Below are 26,470 nucleotides of genomic sequence, written 5' to 3'. Positions count from 1 at the left end.
TTGACGGCGGGCCTTCCGCCGTCCTGGCGAAATTCGAAAATTCAGGAGACTTGAAATGAAGAAGATCATCCTTGCTGCCGCCGCCGTTCTGGTGGTGTCGGGCAGCGCTTTCGCCGGCAGCGACAACTATGGCTCCAATGGCGCCAATCAGCCCGCGGCCACTTCGACGGACAGCTCATACACCGCTTCGACCAAGACGTCGGCTCCGGCTGCCCAGGCACCTGTTCAGGGTGCCGACCGTAACCTCTTCGGCAACAACTAACAGCCGATCCTGCAGCAGATGGCGGGCAAGCCCGCCTCTGCGGTGGAATTTGAGAATTCAGGAGACTTGAAATGAAAAAGATCATCCTTGCTGCCGCCGCCGTCCTGGCCGTTTCGGGCAGCGCTTTCGCCAGCAGCGACAACTATGGCTCCAATGGCGCCAATCAGCCTGCCGTCACCTCGGTCGACAATGCGCACACGGCTTCGATCCGCGACAGCGGCTCGCCCGTCTACAAGCTGCTCAATTCGTCGGGCGATGTACACAAGTCCGCCCCTCAGGGCAGTGACCGGAATCTCTTCGGCCACTAACAGCCGAAGCTGACACCAAACACGAGCGGCGGGCTTTGCCCGCCGCTCCTGTTTTTGCGTGACCGGCAATTAATTCATGGCCTGCTCTCAGGCCGCTTTCGCTTCCGTCTCGTGCAGCGCGAAGGATCGTCCATCCGCGTCGAAGATATGAAGGTCTCCGGCGTCGGCGCTCAGCCGCAGTGTCGCCCCGCGCTTGACCTCGACATTGCCCGGCAGCTTGGTCACCAGCGGCAGGTCGGCGCGGCCGATGTCGACATAGACGAGTTGCACCTCGCCGAGCTGCTCGACATAATCCACCGTTCCTTCGAACAGATAGTCCGTGCCGCCGGCGATCGTCAGGTCCTCCGGCCGCACGCCGAAGCTCACCGACGCGCCCTTGGCCGAGGCCGGCGTCGCGATCGGCACCGTAGCCTTGCGGCCGCCGACATGACTGATGGCGGTCGGATTGCCCGATTTGTCGATGGTCGCCGGCAGGATGTTCATGGCCGGCGAGCCGATGAACTGAGCAACGAACAGATTGCCGGGTTTCTTGTAGAGTTCCATCGGCGTGCCGACCTGCTCGATATGGCCCTCCTTCAGCACCACGATGCGGTCGGCCAGCGTCATCGCCTCGACCTGGTCGTGGGTGACATAGATCATGGTGGTGTTGGGCATCGATTCCTTGAGCTTGGCGATCTCGATGCGGGTGGCGACGCGCAGCGCGGCGTCGAGGTTCGACAGCGGTTCGTCGAACAGGAACACCTTCGGGTTGCGCACGATGGCGCGGCCGATGGCCACGCGCTGGCGCTGGCCGCCCGACATCGCCTTGGGGAGGCGGTCGAGATAGTTGGTCAGCTGCAGGATCTCTGCCGCCTGGCGCACGCGCTTGTCTATCTCGGCCTTGCTTTCCTTCCCGATCTTCATCGAGAACGCCATGTTGTCGTAGACCGTCATATGCGGATAGAGCGCGTAGGACTGGAACACCATGGCGATGCCGCGTTTCGACGGCGGCACGTCGTTGACCACCTCGCCGGCTATTCTGAGCTCGCCCGAGGTGATCTCCTCGAGCCCTGCTATCGAGCGCAGCAATGTCGACTTGCCGCAACCCGACGGCCCGACGAAGACGATGAACTCGCCCGATTTGATGTCGAGGTCGATGCCGTGCAGAATGTTGAGATTGCCGTATGATTTCTTCACTTGCCTCAGCGTGACATCGGCCATGTTTCCCTCCAGTGGTCCCTAGAATTCAGTCGATGCGCCCGAACCAGGCGCCGTAGCCGCCGAGGCGGATGGAGCCGGAGCTCTGTTGTCCCGAAAATCCGTGTCCGGGCAAAGGTTGCAGCGATCGACCGCCAAGGTCAACCTCCGCTGGCCCGGATCCCAGGTTGAAGACGCAGACGATCTGCTCGTTGCCCGCGCGGCGCGTGAAGGCGACAGTGTCGCCCTGGCTTTCGATGAAATTGATATCGCCCTTGGCCAACGCCGGATGGGCACGGCGGAAGCCGAGAAAGCGTCGGTAGTGTTCGAGCAGCGAATGCTCGTCGCCTTGCTGGACATTGACGGCTTGCGACAGGTGCTTGGCCGGCACCGGCAACCACGGCTTTGCCTGGGAGAAGCCGCCATTCCTGGCGCTGCCGTCCCACACCATCGGCGTGCGGCAGCCGTCGCGGCCCTTGAATTCCGGCCAGAAACGGATGCCGTAGGGATCTTGCAGATCCTCGAACCGCAATTCGGCTTCGCCGAGCCCCAGTTCCTCGCCCTGATAGATGCAGACCGAGCCGCGCAAGGACATCAGCAATGCCGAGATAACCTTGAGATAGGCGGTCGGGTCGGCTTCGTTGGCGGCCCAGCGCGAGGCCGGGCGCATCACGTCATGGTTGGAGAAGGCCCAACACGACCAGCCATCGCTGGCAACCTTGCCGAAGGTTTCCAGCACCGAACGGACCTTGGCGGCGCTGATCTTTTCCGGCGCCAGGAAGTCGAAGGAATAGCACATGTGCACGCGCTTGCCGCCGGCTGTATAGGCCGCGACAACGTCCAGTCCGCGCTGTGAATCGCCGACCTCGCCGACCGCGGCCGTTGCCGGATATTCGTCGAGCAGGGCGCGGAAGCGTTCGAGGAAGCCGAGGTTCTCCGGACGGCTCTTGTCGTAGATGTGGTCTTGGTAGTTGTAGGGATTGACCGCGGGTGCGGTCTGGTCGTTGCGCTGCTCCGGCGGCAGCGGCGGGTTGTTTTCCAGCCCCTGGCTGTGGAAGTAGAAATTGATGGTGTCGAGGCGGAACCCGTCGACACCGCGCTCCAGCCAGAAGCGGGTGACGTCGAGCAGCGCGTCCTGGACTTCGCCGTTGTGGAAATTGAGGTCCGGCTGTTCCGCGAGAAAGTTGTGCAGGTAATATTGCTGGCGGCTGGTGTCCCATTGCCAGGCCGATCCGCCGAAGATCGACAGCCAGTTGTTGGGCGGCGTGCCGTCCGGCCTGGGATCGGCCCAGACGTACCAGTCGGCTTTCGGATTGCTGCGGTTCGATCGGCTTTCCCTGAACCAGGGATGGATGTCGGCGGTGTGCGACAGCACCTCGTCGATCATCACTTTCAGCCCCAGCCTGTGCGCCTCCGCCGTCAGCGCGTCGAAATCGGCCAGCGTGCCGAACATCGGGTCGACGTCGCAGTAATCCGAGACGTCGTAGCCGAAATCCTTCATCGGCGATTTGAAGAAGGGCGAGATCCAGATGGCGTCCGCGCCGAGCGCGGCGATATAGGGCAGCCGCCCGATGATCCCCTTGAGGTCGCCGATGCCGTCGCCATTCGAGTCCTGGTAGCTGCGCGGATAGATCTGGTAGATCACGGCACCTCGCCACCAGTCGCTATCGACGGCGAGATCGGGCTTCGAACTGGCTTTCAAAGCGGATTGCATGGTTTCAGCCTCCTTTCACCGAGCCTGCGAGCAGCCCGCGGACGAAATAGCGCTGCAAAGAGAAGAACACGATCAGCGGCACGATGATGGTCACGAAAGCCGACGTCGTCAGGATCTCCCAGTCGCCGCCACGCGAGCCGAGCAAGGCATTGAGCTTGGCGGTCAGCACGATCTGATCCGCCTCCGTGCCAAGGAAAACCATCGCCACCAGGAGATCGTTCCATACCCACAGGAACTGGAAGATGGCGAAGGACGCCAGCACGGGAAATGACAGCGGCAGCACGATCTTGACGAATATCTCGAAATCGCTGGCGCCGTCGATGCGCGCCGATTCCATGATCTCGCGCGGCAGGCCGGCAATGTAGCTCCGCAAGAGGTAGATGGCGAAGGGCAGTCCGAAGCCGGTATGCGCCAGCCAGATGCCGAGATAGGTCTTGGAGGGCACGCCGAAGAAGGCGCCGACGCCGTTATAGAGCTTCAACAGCGGGATCAGCGACATCTGCAGCGGCACCACCAGCAGGCCGATGATGACCGCGATCAGAAGCGCGCGCCCGGGAAAGCGCATCCAGGCCAGAGCGTAAGCCGCAAAAGCGGCGATCAGGATCGGGATGACGGTCGCCGGGATAGTGACGGTCAGCGAGTTCATGAAGGAGCGGCCGATGCCTTCCGAAAACAGCACGGTCCTGTAATTGTCGGTGGTGAATTTCGGCGGCGCCGAGGAGGCATAGTAGACGCGCTGGCCGCGGTCGCCCTCGAACGCCTTGGGCGAGGTCATGACGAAGCTGCCGTCGGCATTGAGCTGCAAGGTAACGCCGTCGCCGAGATCGGCCGATGTGCCGGTCGGATATTGCGTCGGTGCCGCCGACTTGACGCCGAAGGCGCTGATCTCGCGCTTGGCGCCATCGCCGAAAATGTTGCCCTGGAGGACGAACTTGCCGTCCTTCTCGACCTGCGCCGAGGCGGGCGGCAGGCGTCCAGCTTCGGTCTGGGTCGAACTGGCGAACGAGTTCCACCAGCCCGAGGCGATGATCTGGTCCTTGTCGCGCAGCGACGATACCAGGATGCCGAGCGTCGGCATGGTCCAGATCGCAACGAAGACCAGGACGGCGATGTGAACGCCGAAGCGGCTGGCGAAGGAGTTTCCGGTCGCGACGGTCATCTCAATGTCCTCCCGTCTCTTTGTTGGCCTGGCGTATGTTCCAGACCATGATCGGAATGACCGCGATCATGATGATGATGGCGATTGTCGCGCCGCGGCCGAAATCACCGCCGCCACGGAACATCCAGTCGAACATCAGATTGGCCAGCACCTGGCTGTTCCATTGGCCGTTGGTCATGGTCAGGACGATGTCGAATACCTTGAGCACCAGGATGGTGATTGTGGTCCAGACCACGGCGATGGTGCCCCAGATCTGCGGCACCATGATTTTCCAGAAGATCTGGAACGGATTGGCACCGTCGATGACGGCGGCTTCCAGCGTCTCTTCCGGAATGCCGCGCAGCGCCGAAGACAGGATGACCATGGCAAAGCCGGTCTGGATCCAGATCAGGATCACCATCAGGAAGAAATTGTTCCAGAACGGCAGCGATATCCAGACCTGCGGCTGGCCGCCGAAATGCTGGATGATGGCGTTCAGGATGCCGATCTGCGTCTGGCCTTCGCCGCGATACTCATAGATGAATTTCCAGATGACGCTGGCGCCGACGAAGGAGATCGCCAGCGGCAGGAAGATCAGGCTCTTGGCTATCGTGCCCCACCAGATCTTGTCGGTAAGCACGGCGATGATCAGGCCAAGGAAGGTACAGGCGGCGGGCACTACGGCCAGCCAGAGCACATTGTTGAGGATCGAATTGCGAAACTCGCGGTCGCCGAAAGCCCATTGATAATTGGCCAGGCCGACGAAATTGGCGCCGCCGCGATCGAGGAAGGACAGCCGCAGCGTCTCGATCACCGGATAGATGAGATAGATGGTCAGGATGATCATCGCCGGGCCGACGAACAGCCAGGGCCGGATCAGCCCCTGCCGGCGCAGATTGTCGACGGCGGCGGCGCCCGAGACGCCGCGCGAGGGAAAGGTGACGTCGAGCAGTTTGTTGGCGCCCCAGAAATAGGCGACGCAGCCGCCGACGCCGATGATGATGACGAATATGGCCGAGAAAATCTGAGCCGCCATGGGTCCCTCTCCCTGCACGACCCGCCAGGATGGAAACGATCCTTGCGATTGCGCCGCGCGCCGATCTCGTTGTTGAGCGCGGGCAGGCAGGGAAGCGTGTGGCTCCGTGCCCGCCGCATGCCGGAATGTCTACGCTGTCACGACTGGATCTGACCCGTCCCGGTTGGCCGGGCTGGGATGTTGCGATGGGGCCGGTCGTATCCGGGCCAGTTGGCCCGGATACGCTCGGGAGGTGGAAGCCTAGGCTTCCGCGGGTACGGCTCTTATTTGATCGCGTCCCAGCTCTTCTGGATGTCGGTGGCGACGTCCTGCGCCGACTTGCCGCCGACCAGGTCGATCATGCCGGTCCAGAAGGCGCCGGCGCCGATCTTGCCCGGCATCAAGTCCGACCCGTCGAAACGGAAAGTCGAGGCATTGGCCAGGATCTCGCCCTGCTTGCGCAGCGCATCGCTGGCATAGGCATCCTTGTTGACCGCCTTGAACGGCGTCACGAAACCGCCTTCGGCCATCCAGATCTCATGGGCCAGCGGCATCTTAAGGAATTCGATGAACGCGCGGGCGGCCTTCGAGTCCTTGGTGATCATCGCCAGCGTTCCGGCGCCGAGCACGGGGGTGCCGAGTTCGGGCTTGGACGCATAAGGCGGGAAGTAGAAGAAGTCCGCGTCCTGGCCGATTTTCGTGCCTTCGGGGAAGAAGGTCGGGATGAACGACGCCTGATGGTGCAGGTAGCATTTCGGCGGCACCGCGAATAGGCCCTTGGGGCTGTCGCGGAAATCGGTCGCCGCGACCGCCTTGGCGCCGCCATCGACCATCTTGTCGTCGGTCGCGATCTTGCCGAAGATGTCGATTGCATTGACCACGGCCGGGTCGTTGAACGGGATCTCGTTCTTCACCCATTTGTCGTAGGTTTCCGGAGACTGCGTGCGCAGCATCAGGTCTTCCACCCAGTCCGTCGCCGGCCAGCCGGTGGCGCCGCCCGAGCCGAGCCCGATGCACCATGGCGTGCCGCCGTCGGCGATAATCTTCTTCTCGAGGTCGGCGAGTTCTTCCTGCGTCTTCGGTACCTTGTAGCCGGCTTCCTCGAAATTGTCCGGCGAGTACCAGACCAGCGACTTCACGTCGGCCTTGTAGGGGAAGGCGAAGAAGCCCGGCTTACCGTCCTTGTCCTTGAAGGTGCCGAGGTCGACCCATGACTGGCCGGCGCCGTAATTGTCCTTGACCCATTTGGCGGTATCGTCGCCGAGCGGCGTCAAGAGACCCTTGGAAGCAAGGTCCTGGATCAGGCCGGGTTGCGGCAGAACGGCGATGTTGGGCGGGCTGCCGGCCTGCGTGTCGATGACGATCTGCTGCTCGTAATTTTCCGAGGAGGAATATTTGATCTCGGCGCCGGTGGCTTCCGAGAAATAATCGAGTACGCCGCGCACCAGGGTCTCGTCCTCGCCGCGCCATGGCCCGAAGATCGACAGGGTCTCCCCCTTGAGGTCGATTTTCTTGAGCTCTTCGTAGTTTGCCCAGTTGAAACGCTTGTCCTCGCCCAGCTTGAATTTCAGCTCGGCCTGCGCGGGCGCGCCGAGGGCGAGCACGGCAAGCGCGGCGCCCAGCAAAAGCATTTTCTTCATCGGTATTCCCTCCCAGTGGGTCACAAACACCGGACGGAACCTCCATTCCGCCCGCCGACGCCGCAGGACTGTGACTCAGTCGGAAAGGAACCGCAACCTTTCGAAGAGTCTTCCAAAGCGCTTTGGCTATTTCGATCTCGCCATTGAATCGTCCAGAAGTCAAGAGGCGTGGGAACTTAATCGATTTAATTCCGGAGTCTGGCGCCTGGAAAATCGCGCTGCAGCATGCTTTTTTGGCAGTGCAGCAGCAATTTATGTTTCAAACCTGCACCAAGCCTGCCTATGGTCGCCATGATATGACGGGCCTGCCGCAGGGCTTGGGTCGATTCAATTTAAAAGCGCTTTGAGGCATGGAGTCCTCTCGTGAACCTGAAGCAACTCGCGCACATGCTGGCGCTTTCGCAGACCACGGTAAGCCGGGCGCTGAACGGCTATCCCGAGGTCAACGAAGAGACGCGCCGGCGCGTCATGGACGCCGCCAAGCGCCATGGCTATCGCCCCAATCCGAGCGCACGCCGGCTTGCGACCGGCAAGTCCGGCATGATCGGCTATGTCTTGCCGACGGGTGCTGCCGTCGACATCGACCCGCACTTCGTCGAATTCCTGTCCGGTCTTGGCGACTATGCGCGCTCGCACGAGCTCGACCTGGTGCTGTCTCCCGCCGACGCCGACGACCAGGAGACGACTTACCGGCGCATCGTCGCCAACCGCCAGGTCGACGCCGTCTACATCTCCTCGCCGACGCCGGCCGATCGGCGTGTGGCGCTGGTCAACACGCTCGGTATACCCTTCATCATCCATGGCCGCAGCGAAGGTTTCGATTTCGACTATCCCTATCTCGACATCGACAATGAGGGCGCCTTTCACGAGGCGGCGCGACTGCTCGTCCAGCTCGGCCACCGGCGGCTGGCGCTGATTAATGGCGATGACCGCGAAACCTTCGCCGTGCATCGCGAGCGAGGCGTGCGCCGGGCGCTCGCCGCGAGCGGCCTGACCTTGGGCGACCGCCATGTCTGCTCCGTTGCCATGACCGAGGAGAACGGCTATCGCGCCGCCCGGCGCCTGCTCGAACAGGACGGCGCGCCGACCGCGATCGCCTGCTCCAGCCTGATCATGGCGCTCGGCGTCGTGCGCGCCGTGCGCGACCTCGGCCTGAGCATCCCCGGCGACACCTCATTAATTGCACATGACGACGTCTTCCCATGGCTGAAGCCGGAGAATTTCTCCGTACCGCTGTCGACGACGCGCTCCTCGATCCGGCTCGCCGGCGCCCGCATCGCCGAGCGTCTGGCCGCACGGATATCGGGCCTGGAAGAGGGCCCGCGCGGCGAGGTCTGGCCGGTCGACCTGGTGATCAGGGGGTCGGTTGCCGGAGCGCCTGCCTAGGGTTAGAGCCAATCGCTCCGAGGGGCCGAGTTCGACCGCTTGCGGGCGTTGCCGGAAGATCGATTGCAGTGTCATGGATAGTGGTCTGCCTGCACCGCGCTTGCTTTGGCTTTTAGAGGGTGGCAACCAGTAAGCCGAAGCCATCAACCAGCCCTCCTGGATGCCCACTTGCCCATATTCCCGTTCTCCGAAATGGATCCAATCCAACATCCTGGCCCACCGCCGAAGCGTTCGGAGGTGGTCATCATTGGTGGCGGCATTATCGGCGTAACGACGGCTCTTTTCCTGGCGGAGCGGAACATTCCGGTCACGCTGCTGGAAAAAGGCCGCGTTGCGGCCGAACAATCGTCCCGAAATTGGGGCTGGATTCGAAAGCAGGGGCGCGACGCAGATGAACTGCCAATTGTCATCGAGGCTTTTCGCCTATGGCGGCAACTGGCTGAGGAATGCGGCGAAGACATCGGGCTGGACCAGACAGGTGTGACCTATCTGGCGAACTCCGACAAGGACATGGCCGGTTTCGAAGAATTCATGAAGATCGCCGCGATCCATGGGCTCGACACTCGCCTCCTGGACGCAGACGAAACCGCGAAACTCATCAAGGGCATGTCGCGCAAGTTCAAGGGCGCGATGACGACGCCCTCCGACATGCGTGCGGAGCCTTGGTTGGCGGTGCCTGCGCTTGCTCGTCTTGCCGTCCGAAAAGGCGCCAAGATCATAGAGAATTGCGCAGCGCGAACCCTCGAAATCTCAGCTGGCAGGATCAGAGGAGTGTGGACCGAGGCGGGATACATTGAAACCTCCAGCGTACTGGTCGCGGGCGGCGCCTGGTCGTCGCTGTTCCTGAGAAGACACGGCGTCTCCATCCCCCAACTCAGCGTCAGGGTAACCGTAGCCGCAACGGAGCCTATGCCTGAAATCTATGCAGGTGCGGCAGCGGACGAACACATCGCTTTCAGGCGCCGACAGGATGGCGGATACACGCTCGCCCCGGGAGGCAGTAATTTGCTTTACCTGGGACCTGACGCATTCCGGCACGCCACCAAGTATCTTCCCGCCCTCATGGCCAATCCGCTCGGAACCCGCTACTTTCCGTGCGCTCCATCGGGTTACCCTGATAGCTGGTCGACCCCGCGCGATTGGACCCCGGATTCCCAGAGTCCTTTCGAAAGAATGCGGGTGCTCAACCCGGCCGCTGAACGCTCCGGCCTCCGTTCTGTAGAGCGCAATTTCAGACGCCTTTTTCCACAGTTCGAAACAGTTCGCTTGAAGGCAGGCTGGGGAGGCATGATTGACGCCATGCCCGATGTCGTCCCCGTCGTGGATCACGCCCGGGCAGTCGTCGGTCTTTTCGTGGCCACGGGAATGAGTGGTCACGGCTTCGGTATCGGACCTGGAATCGGTCGCGTCGTTTCCGACCTGATTCAGGGTAACGCGAGTGGGCATGATCTCAGCCGCTTTCGGCTGTCACGCTTCTATGATGGAAGCGCCGTTCGGTTGGGTCCGGCCCTCTAGATGTTTAGTCCAGCATTCGTCCCGTCTCGGCCATCGCAAATAGCCGACTGAATTTAGGAGCATGTTGCCAAGGATCATTCCTTCGCCGTCTCGGCGGCCTTGATGTCCAGCAGCCCGTAGCCGAAGTCATCGTCCCGCCCTTTCGAACCGAGATCCCGGGCCGTTGCGGCCAGCGCCTTTTCGATGGCGTCGGCCGAGCGGTCCGGCGCGGCGTGGATGAGATTGGCAATGGCGCCCGAGACGATCGCGGCGGCGAACGATGTGCCGGTGACGACATCCGAGCCGGCTCCGCTCGGCGCCACCATCTCGACGCCCGGCGCCGAGATGAAGACATAGGCGCCGCGATTGGCCTGCGGCATTAGCCCATCCCTGGCGTCGGTGGCGGTCACCGCGATGACGCCGTCGAAGGCGGCCGGGTAGCCATAGGGCGCCTTGGGCCCGTTGTTGCCGGCGGCGGCGACAAGAACCATGCCGAGCGCGCGTGCATTGCGGCAGGCGATGCCGAGCAGGTCGTTCTTCGGACCGACGAAACTCATATTGATGATGCGCACATCCTGCTCGGCCGCCCAGTCGAGCGCAGCAAGGATGACGTCCATTGTCGACTTGCCGCCTTCGAAGGCACGTGCGTGATAGATCCTGGCGCCGGGCGCCATGCCCTTGAGCGCGCCGACGCCGGCGATCAGCCCATCGACCGAAGTGCCGTGGTCGCGCTTTTCGACCGGCACGTCGGGCATGGCGTCGAACTGGCCGGCGATGACCCCGGCCAGCGTCGGATTGGTGTCGTCGATGCCGGTATCGATTACCGCGACGCGGACGTTCTCGCCGCTCGCCTGGCTGGGTTCCAGCGCGATGCGCTCGAACGCATAGTTGACGATGCCCGCCGCCTGCTGAAGCGAATAGATATGGTTGGGCTCACGCCGCTGCGTGCGGCTGTCGGCGGCAAGCTGCGCCAGCACCACGCCGACGGGGCGGCGGTCGGGAATGCCGAAGCGCACAAGCGTGGTGCCGAGCAAAAATGATTGCCGCTGCGAGCGCACATCGAGGCCGAAGGAAGCGGCGATCTGCTGCACGGCGCCCGCATCGCCATCGACGGTCACCAGCACCTCGTCGGGCACGAAATCGCCGGCCACGGCGCGTGGCGGCTGAACGGCGATGAGATCGCTTGGCGAGACGATCGGCCCGCCCGAAGGCGGTCCGGCCTGCGTGCCGGCGGGCGGCGCCGCCGGGTCCGGCCGTGGCGTCGGCACCGGTGCCGCGGGAGCGGCCGGATTGGGGAACAGGTCGACGATCAGGGCGGGAAGAAACACGGCACCGGCCGCGCTGCCGCTGTCGCCGCCGTCCTTGCCACAGTCGGCGCCTGCCGCATCGGTGCCGTCGCGGCAGTCGATCTTTCGGTCGGCATTGGCGTCGTTGCCCTGCGCCGACGCAGGCCCGATGGCGATCGTCATCGCCGCCGCAAGGATTGCCGCAAATCGAATGACCGCCTCAGCCGCCATCGGCCGGTTTCCTTCCCTCGATCACGGTGTCGGTGAAAGGCTGGGCGGCAACAAGGCCGAGTTGCCTGGTGTAGTCGGCCGCGTTGGCGGCCGGAATGCCGAGCCGGAACACGCCCTCGGCGGTCGGTCCGTCCAGGATCTTCAGTCCGCTGCTGCCGAGAAAGGCGGCGATGTCGGACATTTTCGCGTCGGGCCTGAACTTGACCAGGGCGAACGGCATCTTCGCCATCTCGTCCTGCGCGCCCGCGATCTCGAAATTGCCGCCCTTGCCGCCGGGCTGCACGAACGACTGCACCATGACCAGCGCCAGCAGAGCCGCGGCCGCCGCCCAGGCGACGCCGACCGGCAGCGCCATGAAGCGGCTCCAGGCCTGCGCCAGCCAGGACGAACCGGCGGCGGCGCGCGCCGGGCCAGCCTCGGCATCGAGCGCCCTGGAAAAGCGGCTCAGCGCATCGGCCGGCGGACGGATCGCCTCATTGGCGGCCGCGGTGCTGGAGAATTCAGCCTCCGCCTCGCCAAGGGCGGCCATCGCCGTCGGATCGCTGGCCAGCCATTCCTCGACGGCCTCCAGTTCCGAGCCTTCCAGCGAACCGTTCAGGTAGAACGGCAGCAACGTTTCCATTTCGTCGCGGCGCGACATCTTTTCAGCGGCGCTCATGGCCACCCCCTGTCGTAACCGGCGGCCTTGAGGGCTTCGCCGAGTTTCTTGCGGGCATAAAACATGCGGGTCTTGACGGTCGCGACCGGGATATCGAGCACCTCGCCGATCTCGGTCACCGATTGCCCCTGATAATAGGCGAGATCGATGACCACGCGATGCTCGCGCGGCAAGGCATCGATGAAGCGGCGCAGGGCGGTGCTCTTGTCCTCCTTCATGGCAACGATCTCGGGCGTATCGGCGCCGTCGGGCACCGCGGCTGCGGCCTCGTCGTCGATCCAGTCTTCCTTTTTCTTGCGCAACAGGGACAGAGCCTTGAAGCGGGCGATGCCGAGCAGCCATGTCGAGACTTCGGAACGTCCCTCGAAACCCGGCGCCTGGCGCCACAGTTCGAGGAACACCTCGTTCGCGATGTCGTCAGCCATCATTTCCGATCCCGTCTGGCGCGCCACGAAGCGGTATATCCGCGCGTGGTGGCGCATGAACAGGAGCCGCACGGCGGCCCGGTCGCCCTTCGCGACCCGCTCGACAAGCGCGCGATCGGTCTCCATCGCGCCGGTCATGACCGATCGAGCCGCCTGGCTCCTGCCTGCTCTGTCGCTGATCGGCTCAAAAAGGTTCATCCTCCGCCAAGGAATTTGCGGAGGCTAACCGAAGAAGATGAGCCTTGCCAGTGGGTGAAGGGGAAGCTAGCTCAGGAAAGGCTTCGCCTTCATCGTCGCCGGCACCGACACCCCCAGTCGGCTTAGAACCGTCGGCGCCAGCTGCAGCTGGTCGAGCAGTGTGTCGGCATCCGGTCCCTTGCCGGCGCCGAAATAATACAGCGCGAAATCCTGCATCTCCTCATCATGGCCGCCATGGTGGCCGCGGTCGGTCTGGCCGTGATCGGCGGTGACGATCACTTCATAGCCGGCGTCGCGCCAGCGCGGCAGGAAAGCGGCCAGCATGCCGTCCATCGCGTAGCAGGCATGGTCCATCTCGTGACAGTCATGGCCGAAACGGTGGCCCATCGAGTCCAGCGTGCAAGTGTGCAGGATGCCGTAGTCGATGCCGTGGCGGCTGCTCAGCATGGTCAGCGTGGCGAACAGGTCGACGTCGCTCGGCGTCATCTGGTTGCGCGCGTTGTAGCCGGTCATGGTGTGGAAGCGGCCATGCGTGATCGGCCCGCCCGGCTCGTCATACTCCATGTCCTCGACGAGGTCGAACGGGTAGGAACGGAAGAACTCCGACCAGTAGGAGTGGGTGACCGCGCCGGTTATTCCCCCGGCCCCGGTGACCTCCGAGAAGATGTCGGGCTGGCTGACGCGGAAGCGGTTCTCGTTGGAAAGAATGCCATGCGCCTGCGGCGGCACCCCGGTGTGGATCGAAGCATAACAGCAGGCCGAGGTCGACGGCAGCACCGAGCGCATCTTCCATACCCGCGCTTCGCCCGACTGCACCCAGCCTTCGAGGTTGCCCATCAGCCGGCGCCAGTTCCGGTAAGGCACGCCGTCGAGGATGATCAGCAACAGTTTGGTCTTGAGCGCCACGAGCTGCTCCATGCGATTGTCGGGGGAACGAGCACGCCGCGTGTCGCACGGACACGCGGCGTGCTCGGCAGGAACTTGATGTCAGGCGTTCAGCCAGCATTCGGCGAGCGCGTAGCCGTCCATCATCTCGCCGATCGGGCTCTTGGCGAAGCCGCCGATCTTGTTGGTGGCGGCGTCGATGAACTGGTTGAAGAAAGGCACGATCAATCCGCCTTCGTCGCGCATCAGCACGGCCATGTCGTGATAGATCGCCTTGCGCTTGTCCTGGTCGAGCTCGCCGCGCGCTGCAAACAGCATCTTGTCGAACTCGGGCCGCTTGAAACGCGTGTCGTTCCAGTCGGCGTTCGACACATAGCCGGTGGAATACATCTGGTCCTGCGTGGCACGCCCGCCCCAGTAAGACAGCGAGAAAGGCTGCTTGTTCCAGACCTCCGACCAATAGCCGTCGCCAGGCTCGCGCTTGATCTCGATCTTGATGCCTGCCTTGGCGGCGCTCTGCTGATAGAGCTGTGCCGCATCGACGGCCCCGGGCAAGGCGACGTCGGAGGTGCGCAGCAGGATCGAGCCGCTGTGGCCCGACTTCTTGTAGAGCGCCGCAGCCTTTTCCGGGTCGAATTTGCGCTGTTCGATGGCCGAAAACAGCGGATAGGCCTCGTTGATCGGGAAGTCATTGCCGACCGAACCGTAGCCGCGCAGGATCTTTTCCAGCATCTCGTCGCGGTCCATGGCGAGCTTGAGCGCCATCCTGAGATCGCCGTTGTCGAAGGGCGCGGTGTCGCAGAACATGTTGAACGGGTAATAGCCCTTGCCCGAAACGTTCTCGATGCTGACGCCGGGGATGCGCTTGACGAGATCGACCACCTTCGGCTCGACGCGATTGATCATGTGCACCTGGCCGCCTTGCAGGGCCGCCAGCCGCGCCGTCGCATCGTTGATGACGACGATCTCGACCTGGTCGGCATGGCCCGCCTTGTCGCCCTGCCAGTAATTAGCGAAGCGCTCGCCGCCGTGGCGCACGCCGGGCTGGTTGACGGTCACCTTATAGGGGCCGGCGCTGATGCCCGCGTTCGGATTGTCCTTGCCGCCATTGGGCTGGATGACGAGATGATAGTCGGCCATCAGATAGGGGAAGTCGGCATCGGCGTCGGCAAGCGTGACGACGACCTCCTTGCCCTTGGCCTTAATGCCCTTGATGTTTTTGAGAATGCCGAGTGCGCCCGACTTCGACTTCTCGTCGGCGTGGCGCTCGATGGTGGCCGCGACATCCTCCGCGCCGACCGTCTTGCCATTGTGGAACTCGATGCCGTCGCGGATCTTGATCGTCCAGGTCTTGGCATCCGGGGAAGCGCCGATGTCCTCGGCGATCAGGTTGACCAACCTGTTGTCGGGGGTGAGGCGAACCAGATATTCGCCCCACTGCTTGCCGAAGCTGAAGGTGACCTGGCTGAGGTTCAGCGCCGGATCGAGGCTGTTGGTCGATTCGCCGCCCTGCAGGCCGGCCTTGAGAATGCCGCCCTTGACCGGCGTCTGCGCGAAGGCTTTCCCGGCCAGCGTCGTTGCCAGCGCCGCCGACATGCCCAGCGCCGCGGTGCGCCCGAGAAAGTCACGCCGCGATATCCGGCCTTGGCCGGCGAGTTCAGCGAGATGGTCGAGTTCAGTCTTCATGTCCTACCCCTTTTTGAAACAACCGCACACAGGCGATGCCGTCCGAAGGACGTCTGGCCCTCCAGTGTTGCATCCGGATGACGTTCGTCATCTCCTTGACTGGCGAACCGCTGGCTAGTTCCCGGCGCTCGCCATGCGTCGCCCCTTGATCGCCTTTTCCAGCCAGCCGATCTCCATTTCCGGAACCGAGGACAGCAGGAGGTCGGTATAGGCATCGAAAGGCGGTGTGAGCACCTTGCTTTTGGAACCGTAACGGACCACCTCGCCGCGATACATCACCGCGATCGAATCGGCGATCGACCTTACCGTCGCAAGGTCGTGGGTAATGAAGAGATATGCGACCTTCTCGTGCTGCTGCAGGTTCAACAAAAGCTTGAGAATGCCGTTGGCCACCAGCGGGTCGAGCGCCGAGGTCACCTCGTCGCAGATGATCAGCTTCGGTTTGGCGGCGAGCGAGCGGGCGATGCAGACGCGCTGCTTCTGGCCGCCCGACAGCTCCGCCGGATAGCGGTCGAGGAAGCCTTTGCCCATCTCGATCTCGTCGAGCAATTCGGCGACGCGCCGGTCGCGCTCACGTCCCCGCATGCCGAAATAGAACTCCAGCGGCCGGCCGATGATGGTGCCGACGGTCTGGCGCGGGTTCATGGCCACGTCGGCCATCTGGTAAATCATCTGCAGCTGCCGCAGATCCTCCTTCGGCCGGTCGGCAAGCCGGTTGGCAAGCGGGCGCCCGTCGAAGGTCACCGTGCCCTGTTCGGGCGGCAGGAGCCCTGTGATGGCGCGCGCCAGCGTCGACTTGCCGGAGCCGGACTCGCCGACCACCGCCAGCGTCTGGCCGGGATAGATATCGACGGAGACGTTCTTCAGCACCTTGACATGACCGCCGCCATAAGCGGCGGTGACGTTCTTCACGGACAGGAATGGCGAGACGCCGGGTTTCTGCTCGGCGTGTTCGATCTCGTGCACTGACACCAGAGCGTTGGTGTACTCCTGGCGCGGCTCCTTGATGATCTGGCGGGTGCCGCCCCATTCGACCAGCCGGCCGTGGCGCAGCACCATGATCTCGTCCGACACCTGGGCGACGACGGCGAGGTCGTGGGTGATGTAGAGCGCGGCCACATGCGTGTCGCGGATGGCGTCCTTGATCGCCGACAGCACGTCGATCTGCGTCGTCACGTCGAGCGCCGTCGTCGGCTCGTCGAAGACGATCAGGTCCGGTTCCGAGCACAGCGCCATCGCCGTCATCACACGCTGCAGCTGGCCGCCGGAGACCTGGTGCGGGAAACGCTCGCCGATGGTTTCGGGATTGGGCAGGCTCAGCTTCTTGAACAGCGCGACGGCGCGTTTCTCGGCCTCCGCGCGCGTCGCCCTGCCGTGCAGGAGGGTGGCTTCGACAACCTGGTCCATCAGCCTGTGCGCCGGGTTGAACGCCGCTGCCGCCGACTGCGCGACATAGCAGACCTCGCGGCCGCGCAGCCTGCGGAAACCTTCCTTGCCGCCCTTGAGGATGTCGCGGCCGTTGAGGAGCACCTCGCCGCCGGTGATGCGCACGCCGCCGCGCCCATAACCCATCGAAGACAGGCCGATGGTCGACTTGCCGGCACCGGATTCGCCGATCAGGCCGAGCACCTTGCCCTTTTCCAGGGTCAGCGAGACGTCGTGGACGAGCGTGATGGTCTTTGGCGCTTCGCCCGGTGGGTAGACCATGGCTTCGATGCGCAGGTTGCGGATATCGAGGAGCGGGCTGGATTTCGCTTTGCTGTCGGCCATCATCCGCGTCCTCCTTTCAGGCTTGTCGTGCGGTTGAGCACCCAGTCGGCGACGAGATTGACCGAGATCGCAAGCGCCGCGATCGCGGCCGCCGGTATGAGCGCCGCGGCAATGCCGAAGACGATGCCGTCCTTGTTTTCCTTGACCATGCCGCCCCAGTCGGCATCCGGCGGCTGTACGCCGAGGCCAAGAAAGGAGAGCGTCGACAGGAACAGCACGGCATAGATGAAGCGCAGGCCGAGTTCCGAGACCAGCGGCGACAGCGCATTGGGCAGGATCTCGCGGAAGATGATCCAGGTGCTGCCTTCGCCGCGCAGCTTGGCGGCTTCGACATAGTCCATGACGTTGATGTCGACGGCCACCGCGCGCGACAGGCGGTAGACGCGGGTCGAGTCGAGAATGCCCATCACCAGGATCAGCGTCACCAGGTTTGTCGGCAGCACCGAGAGCACGACAAGGCCCATGATCAGCGTCGGGATCGACATCAGAAGATCGACGAGGCGCGACAGCAGCGTGTCGAACCAGCCGCCGAACACCGCCGCCGAAAAGCCGAGAATGGCGCCAAGCGAGAAGGACAACGCCGTGGCGAGCACTGCGATGAAAAGGGTGATGCGCGCACCATAGATCATGCGCGACAGCAGATCGCGGCCAAGGTTGTCGGTGCCCAGCCAGTGCGCCGCCGACATGGGCTCCCAGACGTCGCCGACGATCTCGCCATTGCCGTGCGGCGCAAGCCACGGCGCGAAGATGGCCGCCAGCACGAACAGGGCCGTCAGCACCAGGCCGACCAGCGCGGGCACGGGGATGCGTTTGATGTCGAGCATGCCCGCCCTCTTCATTTGGGATGCCTCAGGCGCGGATTGGCGACGATTGCCGCTATGTCAGCGATGATGTTGAGGCCGATATAGACGGCGGCGAAGATCAGTCCGACCGCCTGCACCACCGGCACGTCGCGCTTGGTGACGTGATCGACCAGATACTGCCCCATGCCGGGATAGACGAAGATCACTTCGACCACGACCACGCCGACGATCAGATAGGCGAGGTTGAGCATGACGACGTTGATGATCGGCGCGATGGCGTTCGGGAAGGCATGTTTGCGGATGACCGCGAAAGCCGAGAGCCCCTTGAGCTCGGCGGTCTCCACATAGGCCGATTGCATGACGTTTAGGATCGCCGCGCGCGTCATGCGCATCATATGGGCAAGCACCACCAGCGTCAGCGCCGCCGCCGGCAGCGCGATCGCCTGCATGCGTTCACCGAAAGGCATGCCGTCATAGACGGTCGAGATGGCGGGGAACCACTGATGCTGAACCGCGAAGTAGAAGACCAGCAAGTAGCCGATGAAGAATTCCGGGAAGGAGGTCGAGGCGAGCGCCAGTCCCGAGATCAGCTTGTCGACCCAGCCGTTGCGGTAGCGCACCGCGATCAGGCCAAGCGTTATGGCCAGTGGAATGGCCACGATCGCCGCCCAGAAGGCGAGGAAAAGCGTGTTCCACAGCCGGCCCTTGATCGATGTTGCGATATCCTGTCCGCTCGACATGGCGGTCCCGAGATCGCCGGTCAAAACGCCGCCGAGCCAGCGGAAATACCTGATATAGGCCGGATCGTTGAGCCCAAGCTGCTCACGCAGATTGGCGAGCGATTCCGGTGTCGCCGACTGCCCTAGGATGGCTTGCGCGACGTCGCCGGGCAGGATCTGTGTGCCGGCGAAGATCAGGACCGAGACGGCCAACAAAAGGAGGATGCCCAGCGCGACGCGCTGGGCCACCAGTTTCACGATGGGTGAGGACATCTGGGCAAGGCCGGCTCAGGCTTCGAGCCAGCACTTTGCCAGGGCATAGCCATTCATCAACTCCTGGTGCGGATCGTCCACCCAGCCGCCCACCTTGGCGCCGGTGGCGTCGATGAACTGGTTGAACATCGGCAGGATCAGGCCGCCTTCGTCGCGCACCATGACGGCCATGTCGTGATACATCGCCTTGCGCTTGGCCTCGTCCAGCTCGGCGCGCGCCGCCAGCACCATCTTGTCGAAATCCGGGCGCTTGAAACGCGTGTCGTTCCAGTCGGCGGTCGACAGGTAGGCGGTCGAGTACATCTGGTCCTGGGTCGAGCGTCCGCCCCAATAGGAGGCGCAGAAGGGCTGCTTGTTCCAGACCTCGTTCCAGTAGCCGTCGCCCGGCTCGCGCTTGAGCTCGATCTGGATGCCGGCCTTGGCCGCGCTCTGCTGGAAAAGCTGGGACGCGTCGACGGCGCCGGGAAAGGCGACGTCGGAGGTCCTGAGCAGCACCGCGCCGTCATGCCCCGACTTCTTGTAGTGGAACTTGGCCTTGTCCGGATCGTATGTGCGCTGCTCGATCTCGGTGAACAGCGGGTAGGCGGCATTGATCGGGAAATCATTGCCGAGCGAACCGTAACCGCGCAGCACCTTCTTCAGCATTTCTTCGCGGTCGATCGCCAGCTTCAGCGCCATCCTGAGGTCGTTGTTGTCGAACGGCGCCGTATTGCAGTGCATGATGAAGACGTAGTGGCCCGGTCCCGCATGGTTGCGGATGGTGACGCCCGGCACGCGTTTGATCAGGTCGACGATCTTCGGCTCGACGCGGTTGACCATGTTGACCTGGCCGCCCTGCAGGGCGGCCGTACGGGCCGTAGCGTCGTTGATGACGATGATCTCGATCTGGTCGGCATGGCCCATCTTGTCGCCCTGCCAGTAATTGGCGAAGCGCTCGCCGCCATGGCGCACGCCGGGCTCGTTGGTGGTGACCTTGTAAGGGCCCGCCGAGATGCCGGCATCGGCCTTGTCCTTGCCGCCATTGGGCTGGACGATCAGGTGGTAGTCGCTGAGCAGGTAGGGCAGATCGGCATTGGCCTCCTTCAGCGTCAGCACCACTTCCTTGCCGCTGGCCTTGATGCTTTCGATGCCTTTCATGTAGCCGAGCGCGCCGGACTTCGACTTCTCGTCCGAATGACGCTCGAGCGTGGCGGCGACGTCTTCGGCGGTCACCGTCTTGCCATTGTGGAATTCGACGCCGTCGCGGATCTTCAGTGTCCAGACCTTGGCATCGTCGGACGAGCCGATCTCCTCGGCGATGCGGTTCTCGAGCTTGCCCTCTGGGGAAAGCTCGACGATCAGTTCGCCCCACATCTTGCCGAAGGCGAACGGCACCTGCGTCATGAACAGGGCTGGATCCAGGCTGTTGGTGGACTCGCCGCCAACCAGGCCTGCCTTGAGCGTGCCGCCCTTGACCGGGCCGGCTGCGCGCGCCGCGCTCGAAAGCAGTGAGTTGGCGAAGGTCGCGGTGACGCCGAGCGCTGCCGCCCGGCCGAGAAAATCCCGACGGCTGAGCTTGCCTGAGGCGACGCGTCGGCTAAGGAATTCCAGTTCGTTTGACATTTTGAGTTCCTCACTCTGTTGGTTCGACCTTAGTGGTCGTTTTCTTGTTTCTTGTGAGGGGAATAATGACCGCAAGGGAAAGCGGTAAGCAAGACCGAATGCGACATGCCGTGGCGTAAATGGCACGTCGCAATTGGACCAATGCCTTGCCGCTCAAACAAGCGAGCGCGGAACCGCCTGTTCAAAATCGCGTTCGAAGACGAGTTTTTCGCCTTCGTAAGCTTCAATTCGGGCGCTTACGATGAAGTTTTTGGCGTCCGAGCGTATTTCGGCCGATGTTTCGGTGCGCACCGACCATCCGCTTCGCGACAGGGTTTGCGTCCAATGCGTCCGTCCCCCAGCCGACAACGGATCGTCCGGATGGATCGTCCAGGTCTCGCGGGCGATGCTGCCGTTCGCCAGGCCATGTGCAAGATCGCGCACCTCGCCGAAATCGTCTTCTATGGAAAGCGTGACGATGCCGGTCTTCTCGTCGCGGTCGACGCGGCGTTCCGAATTGGCCGGGCGGATCGTCTCGGTTGCCCAGGGGGAAGCAGCCTCCGGCGCGGCGAACGTGACCTCGTCGCCCGTCGCCAACGGGCGCAGCGGCAGCTTCAGCGTCGCCGCCGACAGGCTCAGGCGGACCGGCTCCGGCGAGGGCCAGATCATGGGCCAATAGGCGTTCGAGACGGCTATGCGCAAATGGTGGCCGGCCGGCACGCGATAGGCGCACTGGTCGAGCACGACGCGTGCCGAAACGCTCTCGCCGGGGACAAGCGCTTGCGGGAATTCGTGCGAGAGGCGGTGCGTGAGGTTGAGCACGCCATAGGAGATCAGTTCCGAGGCGCCATCGGGATGCACGTCGCAAAGCCGCACCGCGATGTTGGCCTGCGGACGGTCGCAGGATAACCGGACCTCGACTTCCGGTGCGCCGACGATGTCGATCGCCTCGGCGAGTTCCTGCTGGTCGAAACACACCGACAGCGCGTCGTCGGGACGCTGGTCCCCCGGCAATTCCGGGCCGAAGGTGAACGGGAAATACTCACCGCCGGCCAGCCCACAGCTTTGCGGCGAAGCGATGGTGACGGATTTACCGCCCGCCGGGATCAGGTCGATCGTTTGCGTCTTGATGTCGGGCGAAGGCCACTGCCGCTCCGCCACCCAGCGGCCCGGCCGTTCCGGATGCCAGCGCGCTGGCCGCACGCTGTCCATCACATAGGCGCGGTAGGCCGGGTCGGCCTCGACGCCGGTCTCGATACCCTTCAGCCAGCGGTCCCACCAGCGCAGCGCTTCCTGCAGGAAGCCGATTGCCGGCTGGGGCCCGGCATAATGCGGGTATTTGTGGATCCAAGGGCCGACAATGCCTTTGACCGGCGCCTCGATGTTGGCGACGAGATGCGAGATGGTGTTGCGGTAACCGTCATGCCAGCCGCCGATCGACAGCACCGCGGCCTTGAGGGCGGAGAAATCCTCGCAGACCGATCCCCGTTTCCAGTAGGCGTCGCGGTGCTGGTGGCCAAGCCAGAGTGGCAAAAGGAACGACTGGTTCTCCAGCCGGCTGAGCCACAGGTCGCGCCATCTGTTGTCGCCCGCCAGCAGCGGGTCCGGCGGCCGTGACGAATAGGACAGCATTGTCGAGGCCCAGCCGAAATTCTCCAGCAGCAGGCAGCCGCCCTTGTAGTGGATGTCGTCGGCATAGCGATCAACGGTCGAGCACAGGCTGATCACCGCCTTGAGCGCCGGCGGCTGCATGGCTGCCACCTGCAGGCAGTTGAAGCCGCCCCAGGAAATGCCCATCATGCCGACATTGCCGTTGCACCAGGGTTGGGCGGCCGCCCAGGCGATGACGTCGCAGGCGTCCTGCAACTCCTGCTCGGAATATTCGTCGTCCATCAGCCCTTCGGAATCGCCATTGCCGCGCATGTCGACACGGATCGAGGCATAGCCGTGGCCGGCGAAATAGGGATGCGTCAGCTGGTCGCGAAAGATGGTGCCGTCGCGCTTGCGGTAGGGCAGGTGCTCGAGGATGACAGGCACCGGATCGTCGCCGGCATCTTCCGGCATCCACACCCGCGCCGACAGCCGGCAGCCATCCGGCATAACGATGCCCATATCAGGGAATTCGACGACCTTGCGGGGAAACTCGGTGACGGTTTTCATGGCGCGCATAACGCCTCGCGGCGCGGCAAGTTTCAATCGCCATTCGCGACTGGAGCAGTGGAATATGCGACCTGTGCCGCTGCTTGGTGCCCTCAGTTCAGCGGAATGTCGTTCTCGGCCTTGTTGGCCTGGTAGTCGCCAGAGAGCGCTTCATAAAGTGCTGCAATCTTGCCGATGCGCGCCTCCAGCCGCCCGCGTTCCGCCTCGGGCAGCGCCCGCACCAGCCTGCGGATCGAAAAGCTCTTCCAATAGGCGTTCTCGGCATTGTAACCGCCGGGATCGAGGGTGAAGACCTCTTTCAGGATTTTCAGATCGTGCGGGATGGCAAAACTGTCGCGCGAATCCTCGTGGCTGAACAGATAGTAGAAATTGTCGAAACCGGTCCAGGTGATCGCCGACAGGCAGAGCGAACAGGGCTCGTGCGTGGCCAGGAAGATGGCCTCCTTGGTGTCGACACGTTCGGCTTTGGGCATTTCGTAGAAGCGTTTCAGGCAGTGCACTTCGCCATGCCAGAGCGGGTTTTCGATCTCGTTGTTGGTTTCGGCCAGCACCAGCGAGCGGTCGCCTTTCTTCAGGATCGCCGCGCCGAACAGCTTGTTGCCATGGGCGACGCCTTCCTGCGTCTTCGGCACGATGTCGTGCTCGATGACGTCGAGCAGGCGGTCGATCAGCGAAATGTCGGTCATCAAAGGATCTCGTCGGGGAGATGAATCTCGTAGGCGTGCGAAAAATGGAATTCTTCGAGATTGGAGCCGTCGCCGCCACGGTCGACGATCAGGAAATCCTGGGGCTCACCCAATGGCGTCAGTACGCCGTGCCATAGATTGCGTGAATAATTGATGCCTTGCCCTGGCTTGGTGATGAAGGCATGCGGCTCGGCCGGACCGTCCTTGCCGTCATGACAGACGACGACCAGGAACGGTCGTGGCGACAGCGGGACAAAGGCCTGGCTGCCGAGCGGGTGACGCTCGACCATGGTCAGCGCCAGCGGCAATTCGTAAGGCGTGCCGCGCACCATCGAGATCAGCACGCGCGCATTCGGCCCCACGGCCTCGGCGGTCGCCAGATCATGGTAGCGCTCGGCCTTGCCGCCATTGATCGGGTAGTGGTTGTCGCCGCCCATGTCGATGACATCGCCGAACGGGGCAAAGCCCTCGCGGGTCAGCGGCCGCGCGACGATGCGGGTCACGGCGCACGCCCTGCGATCCCGGCACTGCCGAGCTTGGCGTGCCGGTTGACGTCCTTGTAGAGCAGATAGCGGAATTTTCCCGGTCCGCCGGCATAGCAGGCCTGCGGACAGAAGGCGCGCAGCCACATATAGTCGCCGGCCTCCACCTCGACCCAGTCCTGGTTGAGCCGGTAGACGGCCTTGCCTTCCAGGACATAGAGCCCGTGCTCCATGACATGGGTCTCGGCAAAGGGAATGACCGCGCCCGGTTCGAGGGTGACGATGGTCATGTGCATGTCATGGCGCATGTCGGCCGGATCGACGAAGCGCGTCGTCGCCCAACGGCCGTCGGTACCGGGCATCGGCGTCGGCCCGATGTCCTGCTCGTTGGTGAAGAAGGCTTGTGGGACCTCGAGGCCGCTGACGGACTCATAACCCTTGCGTATCCAGTGAAAGCGGACAGCCGCATTGCTTTCGTTGCGAACAGTCCAGCCGCTCGACGGCGGCAGGAAGGCGAAGCCGCCCGGCCGCAAGACATGTCTTTCGCCGGCAAGCAGGACGGTCGGTTCGCCTTCGACCACGAACAAGGCGCCCTCGGCGCCGGCATCGGGTTCCGGCCGGTCGCTGCCACCGCCGGGCGCGATCTCGACGATGTACTGCGAAAACGTCTCGGCAAAGCCCGACAGCGGCCTCGACAATATCCAGACGCGGGTCTTGTCCCAGAATGGCAGGGCGCTGGTGACGATGTCCTGCATCACGCCCTTGGGGATGACGGCATAGGCCTCGGTGAAGACGGCGCGGCCGGTCAGAAGCTCACTCTGGCCGGAATGGCCGCCATGTGGAGCATAATAGGTTCGCTCGGGCATCCTGATCGTATCCATGGGTTCAAACCTATTGCGGAAGCATGTCCTTGAGGCGGAAGAGCGCGATGCGCTCGACCTGTTTGCAGGCGGTCTCGAATTCGACGCCGCGGCTGTTGCCGATGCGCCTTTCGAACTCCGCCAGGATTTCTTGCCTGGTCTTGCCCTTCACCGCGACGATGAACGGGAAACCGAAGGTGGTGACGTAGGCGGCGTTAAGCTTGGAAAACAGCTCGCGCTCCTTGTCGGTCAGCTCATCGAGGCCGGCCGAAGCCTGTTCCCTGGCTGATTCCGCCGTCAGCCGCCTGGCCCTTGCCAGCTTGCCGGCAAGGTCTGGATGGGCGTTGAGCACGCCCAGCCGCTCCGTTTCGCTTGCGGCGCGGAAAACGCGGCAGAGCGCATTGTGCAGGCCGCCGGCGCTGTCGTGCGCCGGGCCAAGTTCCAGCTCGTAGGCGCGCTCGGCTATCCACGGCGAATGTTCGAAAACGCCGCCGAAAGCATGCACGAAGGCCTCGAATTCCATCCTCGAAGGGCGCAGCACCGGCTGCTTGTATGGATGGGTCTCGCGCCAATGCCTGGCGATGTCGATACGCCGCGCCAGCCAGACCTTGTCGTGCGACTTCACATAGTCGACGAAGCGCTTCAGCGCCGCCACCCGCCCCGGCCGCCCGACGAGGCGACAGTGCAGGCCGATATTCATCATGCGCGGCCGCCCAGCCTTGCCTTCGGCATAGAGCGTGTCGAAACTGTCCTTCAGATAGGCGAAGAACTGGTCGCCCGAGTTGAAGCCCTGCGGCGTGGCGAAGCGCATGTCGTTGGCATCGAGCGTGTAGGGGATGATGAGCTGTGGCCTGTCGGTCCCCTCATCCGCGAACCAGTAGGGCAGTTCGTCGTCATAAGTGTCTGAGACGTAGTCGAAGCCGCCTTCCTCCGCCACCAGCCGCACGGTGTTGACCGACGTCCGGCCGGTGTACCAGCCCGTCGGGCGCGCGCCTGTCACTTCGTAGTGCAGCCGGATCGCCTCCTTGAGGTCGCGGCGCTCGTCCTCGGCGCTGTGGTCGCGGTAGTCGATCCATTTCAGTCCGTGCGAGGCGATCTCCCAGCCGGCATCCTGCATCGCCGTCACCTGATCGGGCGAGCGGGCGAGTGCCGTGGCGACGCCGTAACAGGTCACTGGCACCTCGGCCTCGGTGAACAGGCGAAGCAGCCGCCAGAAGCCTGCCCGCGCCCCATATTCGTAGATCGATTCCATGTTCCAATGGCGTTGGCCCGCCCAGGGAGCCGCGCCGACGATTTCCGACAGGAAGGCTTCCGAAGCCTTGTCGCCATGCAGGACGCAGTTCTCGCCGCCTTCTTCGTAATTGACGACAAATTGCACGGCCACATGCGCGCCACCGGGCCATTTGGGATCCGGCGGATTGGCTCCGTAGCCGCGCATGTCTCTGGTGTAACGCATCGTCCCTCCCACGGGGCATCGCCCGAAGTATGATCAGGATATCGAAAGGGTGCTTCTCGCATTCCCCCGAAAATTTTTGAAAGTGTTTTTGTCGCACTCCGCTCGACCGGGACTTATGCATCGCCTTTAATTGGCGCACAATTCATCAGCAATGTTTGGCTGTACCGGCCGGTTTGTT

General features: G+C 63.4%; 24 protein-coding genes. 5 read left to right on the top strand and 19 right to left on the bottom strand.

Annotated features, from left to right (window positions below; genetic code table 11):
* Positions 1-55: 55 nt before the first annotated feature.
* Positions 56-262 carry a DUF680 domain-containing protein gene (locus FJ972_RS01640; RefSeq protein WP_140512782.1) on the top strand — a complete coding sequence of 69 codons (207 nt, stop codon included), beginning with the start codon at positions 56-58 and terminating at the stop codon, positions 260-262.
* Between the two features lie 71 nt (positions 263-333).
* Entirely contained in the window at positions 334-570 is a 237-nt protein-coding gene (locus FJ972_RS01635) for a DUF680 domain-containing protein (RefSeq protein WP_140501218.1), read from the top strand.
* An 87-nt stretch (positions 571-657) separates the two neighbouring features.
* Here FJ972_RS01635 and FJ972_RS01630 read toward each other — a convergent pair whose 3' ends face one another.
* The 5 genes from FJ972_RS01630 to FJ972_RS01610 form a co-directional block, all read right to left on the bottom strand.
* Entirely contained in the window at positions 658-1,770 is a 1,113-nt protein-coding gene (locus tag FJ972_RS01630) for an ABC transporter ATP-binding protein (protein WP_140525615.1), read from the bottom strand.
* Between the two features lie 25 nt (positions 1,771-1,795).
* Complete coding sequence (locus FJ972_RS01625; RefSeq protein ID WP_140525614.1) at positions 1,796-3,460, bottom strand: alpha-glucosidase; 1,665 nt, start codon at positions 3,458-3,460, stop codon at positions 1,796-1,798.
* 4 nt (positions 3,461-3,464) lie between these two features.
* A complete protein-coding gene (locus tag FJ972_RS01620; RefSeq protein WP_140525613.1) occupies positions 3,465-4,619 on the bottom strand; it encodes a carbohydrate ABC transporter permease in 1,155 nt (384 codons plus the stop codon).
* Between the two features lies 1 nt (position 4,620).
* The gene (locus FJ972_RS01615; protein ID WP_140525612.1) at positions 4,621-5,634 is read right to left on the bottom strand and encodes a carbohydrate ABC transporter permease; all 1,014 of its coding nucleotides are present in this window, start codon (positions 5,632-5,634) and stop codon (positions 4,621-4,623) included.
* Between the two features lie 263 nt (positions 5,635-5,897).
* The gene (locus FJ972_RS01610; RefSeq protein WP_140525611.1) at positions 5,898-7,253 is read right to left on the bottom strand and encodes an ABC transporter substrate-binding protein; all 1,356 of its coding nucleotides are present in this window, start codon (positions 7,251-7,253) and stop codon (positions 5,898-5,900) included.
* Positions 7,254-7,375: 122 nt separating this feature from the next.
* Between FJ972_RS01610 and FJ972_RS01605 the strand changes: the two genes are divergently transcribed.
* The 3 genes from FJ972_RS01605 to FJ972_RS01595 all read left to right on the top strand — a co-directional run bounded on the left by FJ972_RS01605 (position 7,376) and on the right by FJ972_RS01595 (position 10,154).
* Positions 7,376-7,600, top strand: a complete 225-nt coding sequence (locus tag FJ972_RS01605; protein ID WP_140525610.1) for a hypothetical protein — start codon at positions 7,376-7,378, stop codon at positions 7,598-7,600.
* Between the two features lie 16 nt (positions 7,601-7,616).
* A complete protein-coding gene (locus FJ972_RS01600) occupies positions 7,617-8,639 on the top strand; it encodes a LacI family DNA-binding transcriptional regulator (RefSeq protein ID WP_140525609.1) in 1,023 nt (340 codons plus the stop codon).
* 168 nt (positions 8,640-8,807) lie between these two features.
* Positions 8,808-10,154, top strand: coding sequence for an NAD(P)/FAD-dependent oxidoreductase (locus FJ972_RS01595; RefSeq protein WP_140501202.1), 1,347 nt, complete (start codon positions 8,808-8,810; stop codon positions 10,152-10,154).
* 74 nt (positions 10,155-10,228) lie between these two features.
* On the opposite strand, the gene FJ972_RS01590 is transcribed toward FJ972_RS01595, so the two are convergent.
* The 14 genes from FJ972_RS01590 to puuE all read right to left on the bottom strand — a co-directional run bounded on the left by FJ972_RS01590 (position 10,229) and on the right by puuE (position 26,292).
* On the bottom strand, positions 10,229-11,650 hold the full coding sequence (locus FJ972_RS01590; protein ID WP_140525608.1) for a S8 family serine peptidase: 1,422 nt from the start codon (positions 11,648-11,650) through the stop codon (positions 10,229-10,231).
* A complete protein-coding gene (locus FJ972_RS01585; protein WP_140501198.1) occupies positions 11,640-12,308 on the bottom strand; it encodes an anti-sigma factor in 669 nt (222 codons plus the stop codon). Before FJ972_RS01585 ends, FJ972_RS01590 begins: the two co-directional genes overlap by 11 nt.
* On the bottom strand, positions 12,305-12,871 hold the full coding sequence (locus tag FJ972_RS01580; protein ID WP_140512795.1) for a sigma-70 family RNA polymerase sigma factor: 567 nt from the start codon (positions 12,869-12,871) through the stop codon (positions 12,305-12,307). The genes FJ972_RS01585 and FJ972_RS01580 overlap by 4 nt, the downstream gene beginning before the upstream one ends.
* Before the next feature lie 126 nt (positions 12,872-12,997).
* On the bottom strand, positions 12,998-13,837 hold the full coding sequence (locus FJ972_RS01575) for an alkaline phosphatase family protein (protein ID WP_140501194.1): 840 nt from the start codon (positions 13,835-13,837) through the stop codon (positions 12,998-13,000).
* A gap of 81 nt (positions 13,838-13,918) precedes the next feature.
* Positions 13,919-15,502, bottom strand: coding sequence for an ABC transporter substrate-binding protein (locus tag FJ972_RS01570; RefSeq protein ID WP_140525607.1), 1,584 nt, complete (start codon positions 15,500-15,502; stop codon positions 13,919-13,921).
* Between the two features lie 114 nt (positions 15,503-15,616).
* Positions 15,617-17,272 (bottom strand): ABC transporter ATP-binding protein, encoded by a 1,656-nt coding sequence (locus FJ972_RS01565; RefSeq protein WP_140501254.1) that lies wholly within the window; start codon positions 17,270-17,272, stop codon positions 15,617-15,619.
* Positions 17,272-18,096 carry an ABC transporter permease gene (locus FJ972_RS01560; RefSeq protein WP_140501190.1) on the bottom strand — a complete coding sequence of 275 codons (825 nt, stop codon included), beginning with the start codon at positions 18,094-18,096 and terminating at the stop codon, positions 17,272-17,274. The genes FJ972_RS01565 and FJ972_RS01560 overlap by 1 nt, the downstream gene beginning before the upstream one ends.
* Before the next feature lie 11 nt (positions 18,097-18,107).
* The gene (locus FJ972_RS01555) at positions 18,108-19,067 is read right to left on the bottom strand and encodes an ABC transporter permease (RefSeq protein WP_140512803.1); all 960 of its coding nucleotides are present in this window, start codon (positions 19,065-19,067) and stop codon (positions 18,108-18,110) included.
* 15 nt (positions 19,068-19,082) lie between these two features.
* On the bottom strand, positions 19,083-20,669 hold the full coding sequence (locus tag FJ972_RS01550; RefSeq protein WP_140512805.1) for an ABC transporter substrate-binding protein: 1,587 nt from the start codon (positions 20,667-20,669) through the stop codon (positions 19,083-19,085).
* A gap of 153 nt (positions 20,670-20,822) precedes the next feature.
* The gene (locus FJ972_RS01545) at positions 20,823-22,808 is read right to left on the bottom strand and encodes a CocE/NonD family hydrolase (protein WP_140501184.1); all 1,986 of its coding nucleotides are present in this window, start codon (positions 22,806-22,808) and stop codon (positions 20,823-20,825) included.
* Between the two features lie 92 nt (positions 22,809-22,900).
* On the bottom strand, positions 22,901-23,494 hold the full coding sequence (locus FJ972_RS01540; protein ID WP_140501182.1) for a nucleoside deaminase: 594 nt from the start codon (positions 23,492-23,494) through the stop codon (positions 22,901-22,903).
* A complete protein-coding gene (locus FJ972_RS01535) occupies positions 23,494-23,997 on the bottom strand; it encodes an ureidoglycolate lyase (protein WP_140501180.1) in 504 nt (167 codons plus the stop codon). The genes FJ972_RS01540 and FJ972_RS01535 overlap by 1 nt, the downstream gene beginning before the upstream one ends.
* A complete protein-coding gene (locus FJ972_RS01530; protein ID WP_140525606.1) occupies positions 23,994-24,857 on the bottom strand; it encodes a bifunctional allantoicase/(S)-ureidoglycine aminohydrolase in 864 nt (287 codons plus the stop codon). The genes FJ972_RS01535 and FJ972_RS01530 overlap by 4 nt, the downstream gene beginning before the upstream one ends.
* 10 nt (positions 24,858-24,867) lie before the next feature.
* Complete coding sequence (gene puuE, locus FJ972_RS01525) at positions 24,868-26,292, bottom strand: allantoinase PuuE (protein ID WP_140525605.1); 1,425 nt, start codon at positions 26,290-26,292, stop codon at positions 24,868-24,870.
* Positions 26,293-26,470: the final 178 nt, after the last annotated feature.

It is taken from the genome of Mesorhizobium sp. B2-1-1 (genome assembly GCF_006442975.2).
In the GTDB taxonomy this organism is placed as follows: Bacteria; Pseudomonadota; Alphaproteobacteria; order Rhizobiales; family Rhizobiaceae; genus Mesorhizobium.
Note: the sequence above shows the minus strand (reverse complement) of the source record. Positions and strands in the feature narration are given on the sequence as shown.

Coding starts and splice junctions, on each gene's coding strand:
- FJ972_RS01640 (WP_140512782.1), top strand. CDS start 56: ATGAAGAAGATCATCCTTGCTGCCGCCGCCGTTCTGGTGGTGTCGGGC.
- FJ972_RS01635 (WP_140501218.1), top strand. CDS start 334: ATGAAAAAGATCATCCTTGCTGCCGCCGCCGTCCTGGCCGTTTCGGGC.
- FJ972_RS01630 (WP_140525615.1), bottom strand. CDS start 1,770: ATGGCCGATGTCACGCTGAGGCAAGTGAAGAAATCATACGGCAATCTC.
- FJ972_RS01625 (WP_140525614.1), bottom strand. CDS start 3,460: ATGCAATCCGCTTTGAAAGCCAGTTCGAAGCCCGATCTCGCCGTCGAT.
- FJ972_RS01620 (WP_140525613.1), bottom strand. CDS start 4,619: ATGACCGTCGCGACCGGAAACTCCTTCGCCAGCCGCTTCGGCGTTCAC.
- FJ972_RS01615 (WP_140525612.1), bottom strand. CDS start 5,634: ATGGCGGCTCAGATTTTCTCGGCCATATTCGTCATCATCATCGGCGTC.
- FJ972_RS01610 (WP_140525611.1), bottom strand. CDS start 7,253: ATGAAGAAAATGCTTTTGCTGGGCGCCGCGCTTGCCGTGCTCGCCCTC.
- FJ972_RS01590 (WP_140525608.1), bottom strand. CDS start 11,650: ATGGCGGCTGAGGCGGTCATTCGATTTGCGGCAATCCTTGCGGCGGCG.
- FJ972_RS01585 (WP_140501198.1), bottom strand. CDS start 12,308: ATGAGCGCCGCTGAAAAGATGTCGCGCCGCGACGAAATGGAAACGTTG.
- FJ972_RS01580 (WP_140512795.1), bottom strand. CDS start 12,871: ATGACCGGCGCGATGGAGACCGATCGCGCGCTTGTCGAGCGGGTCGCG.
- FJ972_RS01570 (WP_140525607.1), bottom strand. CDS start 15,502: ATGAAGACTGAACTCGACCATCTCGCTGAACTCGCCGGCCAAGGCCGG.
- FJ972_RS01565 (WP_140501254.1), bottom strand. CDS start 17,272: ATGGCCGACAGCAAAGCGAAATCCAGCCCGCTCCTCGATATCCGCAAC.
- FJ972_RS01560 (WP_140501190.1), bottom strand. CDS start 18,096: ATGCTCGACATCAAACGCATCCCCGTGCCCGCGCTGGTCGGCCTGGTG.
- FJ972_RS01555 (WP_140512803.1), bottom strand. CDS start 19,067: ATGTCCTCACCCATCGTGAAACTGGTGGCCCAGCGCGTCGCGCTGGGC.
- FJ972_RS01550 (WP_140512805.1), bottom strand. CDS start 20,669: ATGTCAAACGAACTGGAATTCCTTAGCCGACGCGTCGCCTCAGGCAAG.
- FJ972_RS01545 (WP_140501184.1), bottom strand. CDS start 22,808: ATGAAAACCGTCACCGAGTTTCCCCGCAAGGTCGTCGAATTCCCTGAT.
- FJ972_RS01540 (WP_140501182.1), bottom strand. CDS start 23,494: ATGACCGACATTTCGCTGATCGACCGCCTGCTCGACGTCATCGAGCAC.
- FJ972_RS01530 (WP_140525606.1), bottom strand. CDS start 24,857: ATGGATACGATCAGGATGCCCGAGCGAACCTATTATGCTCCACATGGC.
- puuE (WP_140525605.1), bottom strand. CDS start 26,292: ATGCGTTACACCAGAGACATGCGCGGCTACGGAGCCAATCCGCCGGAT.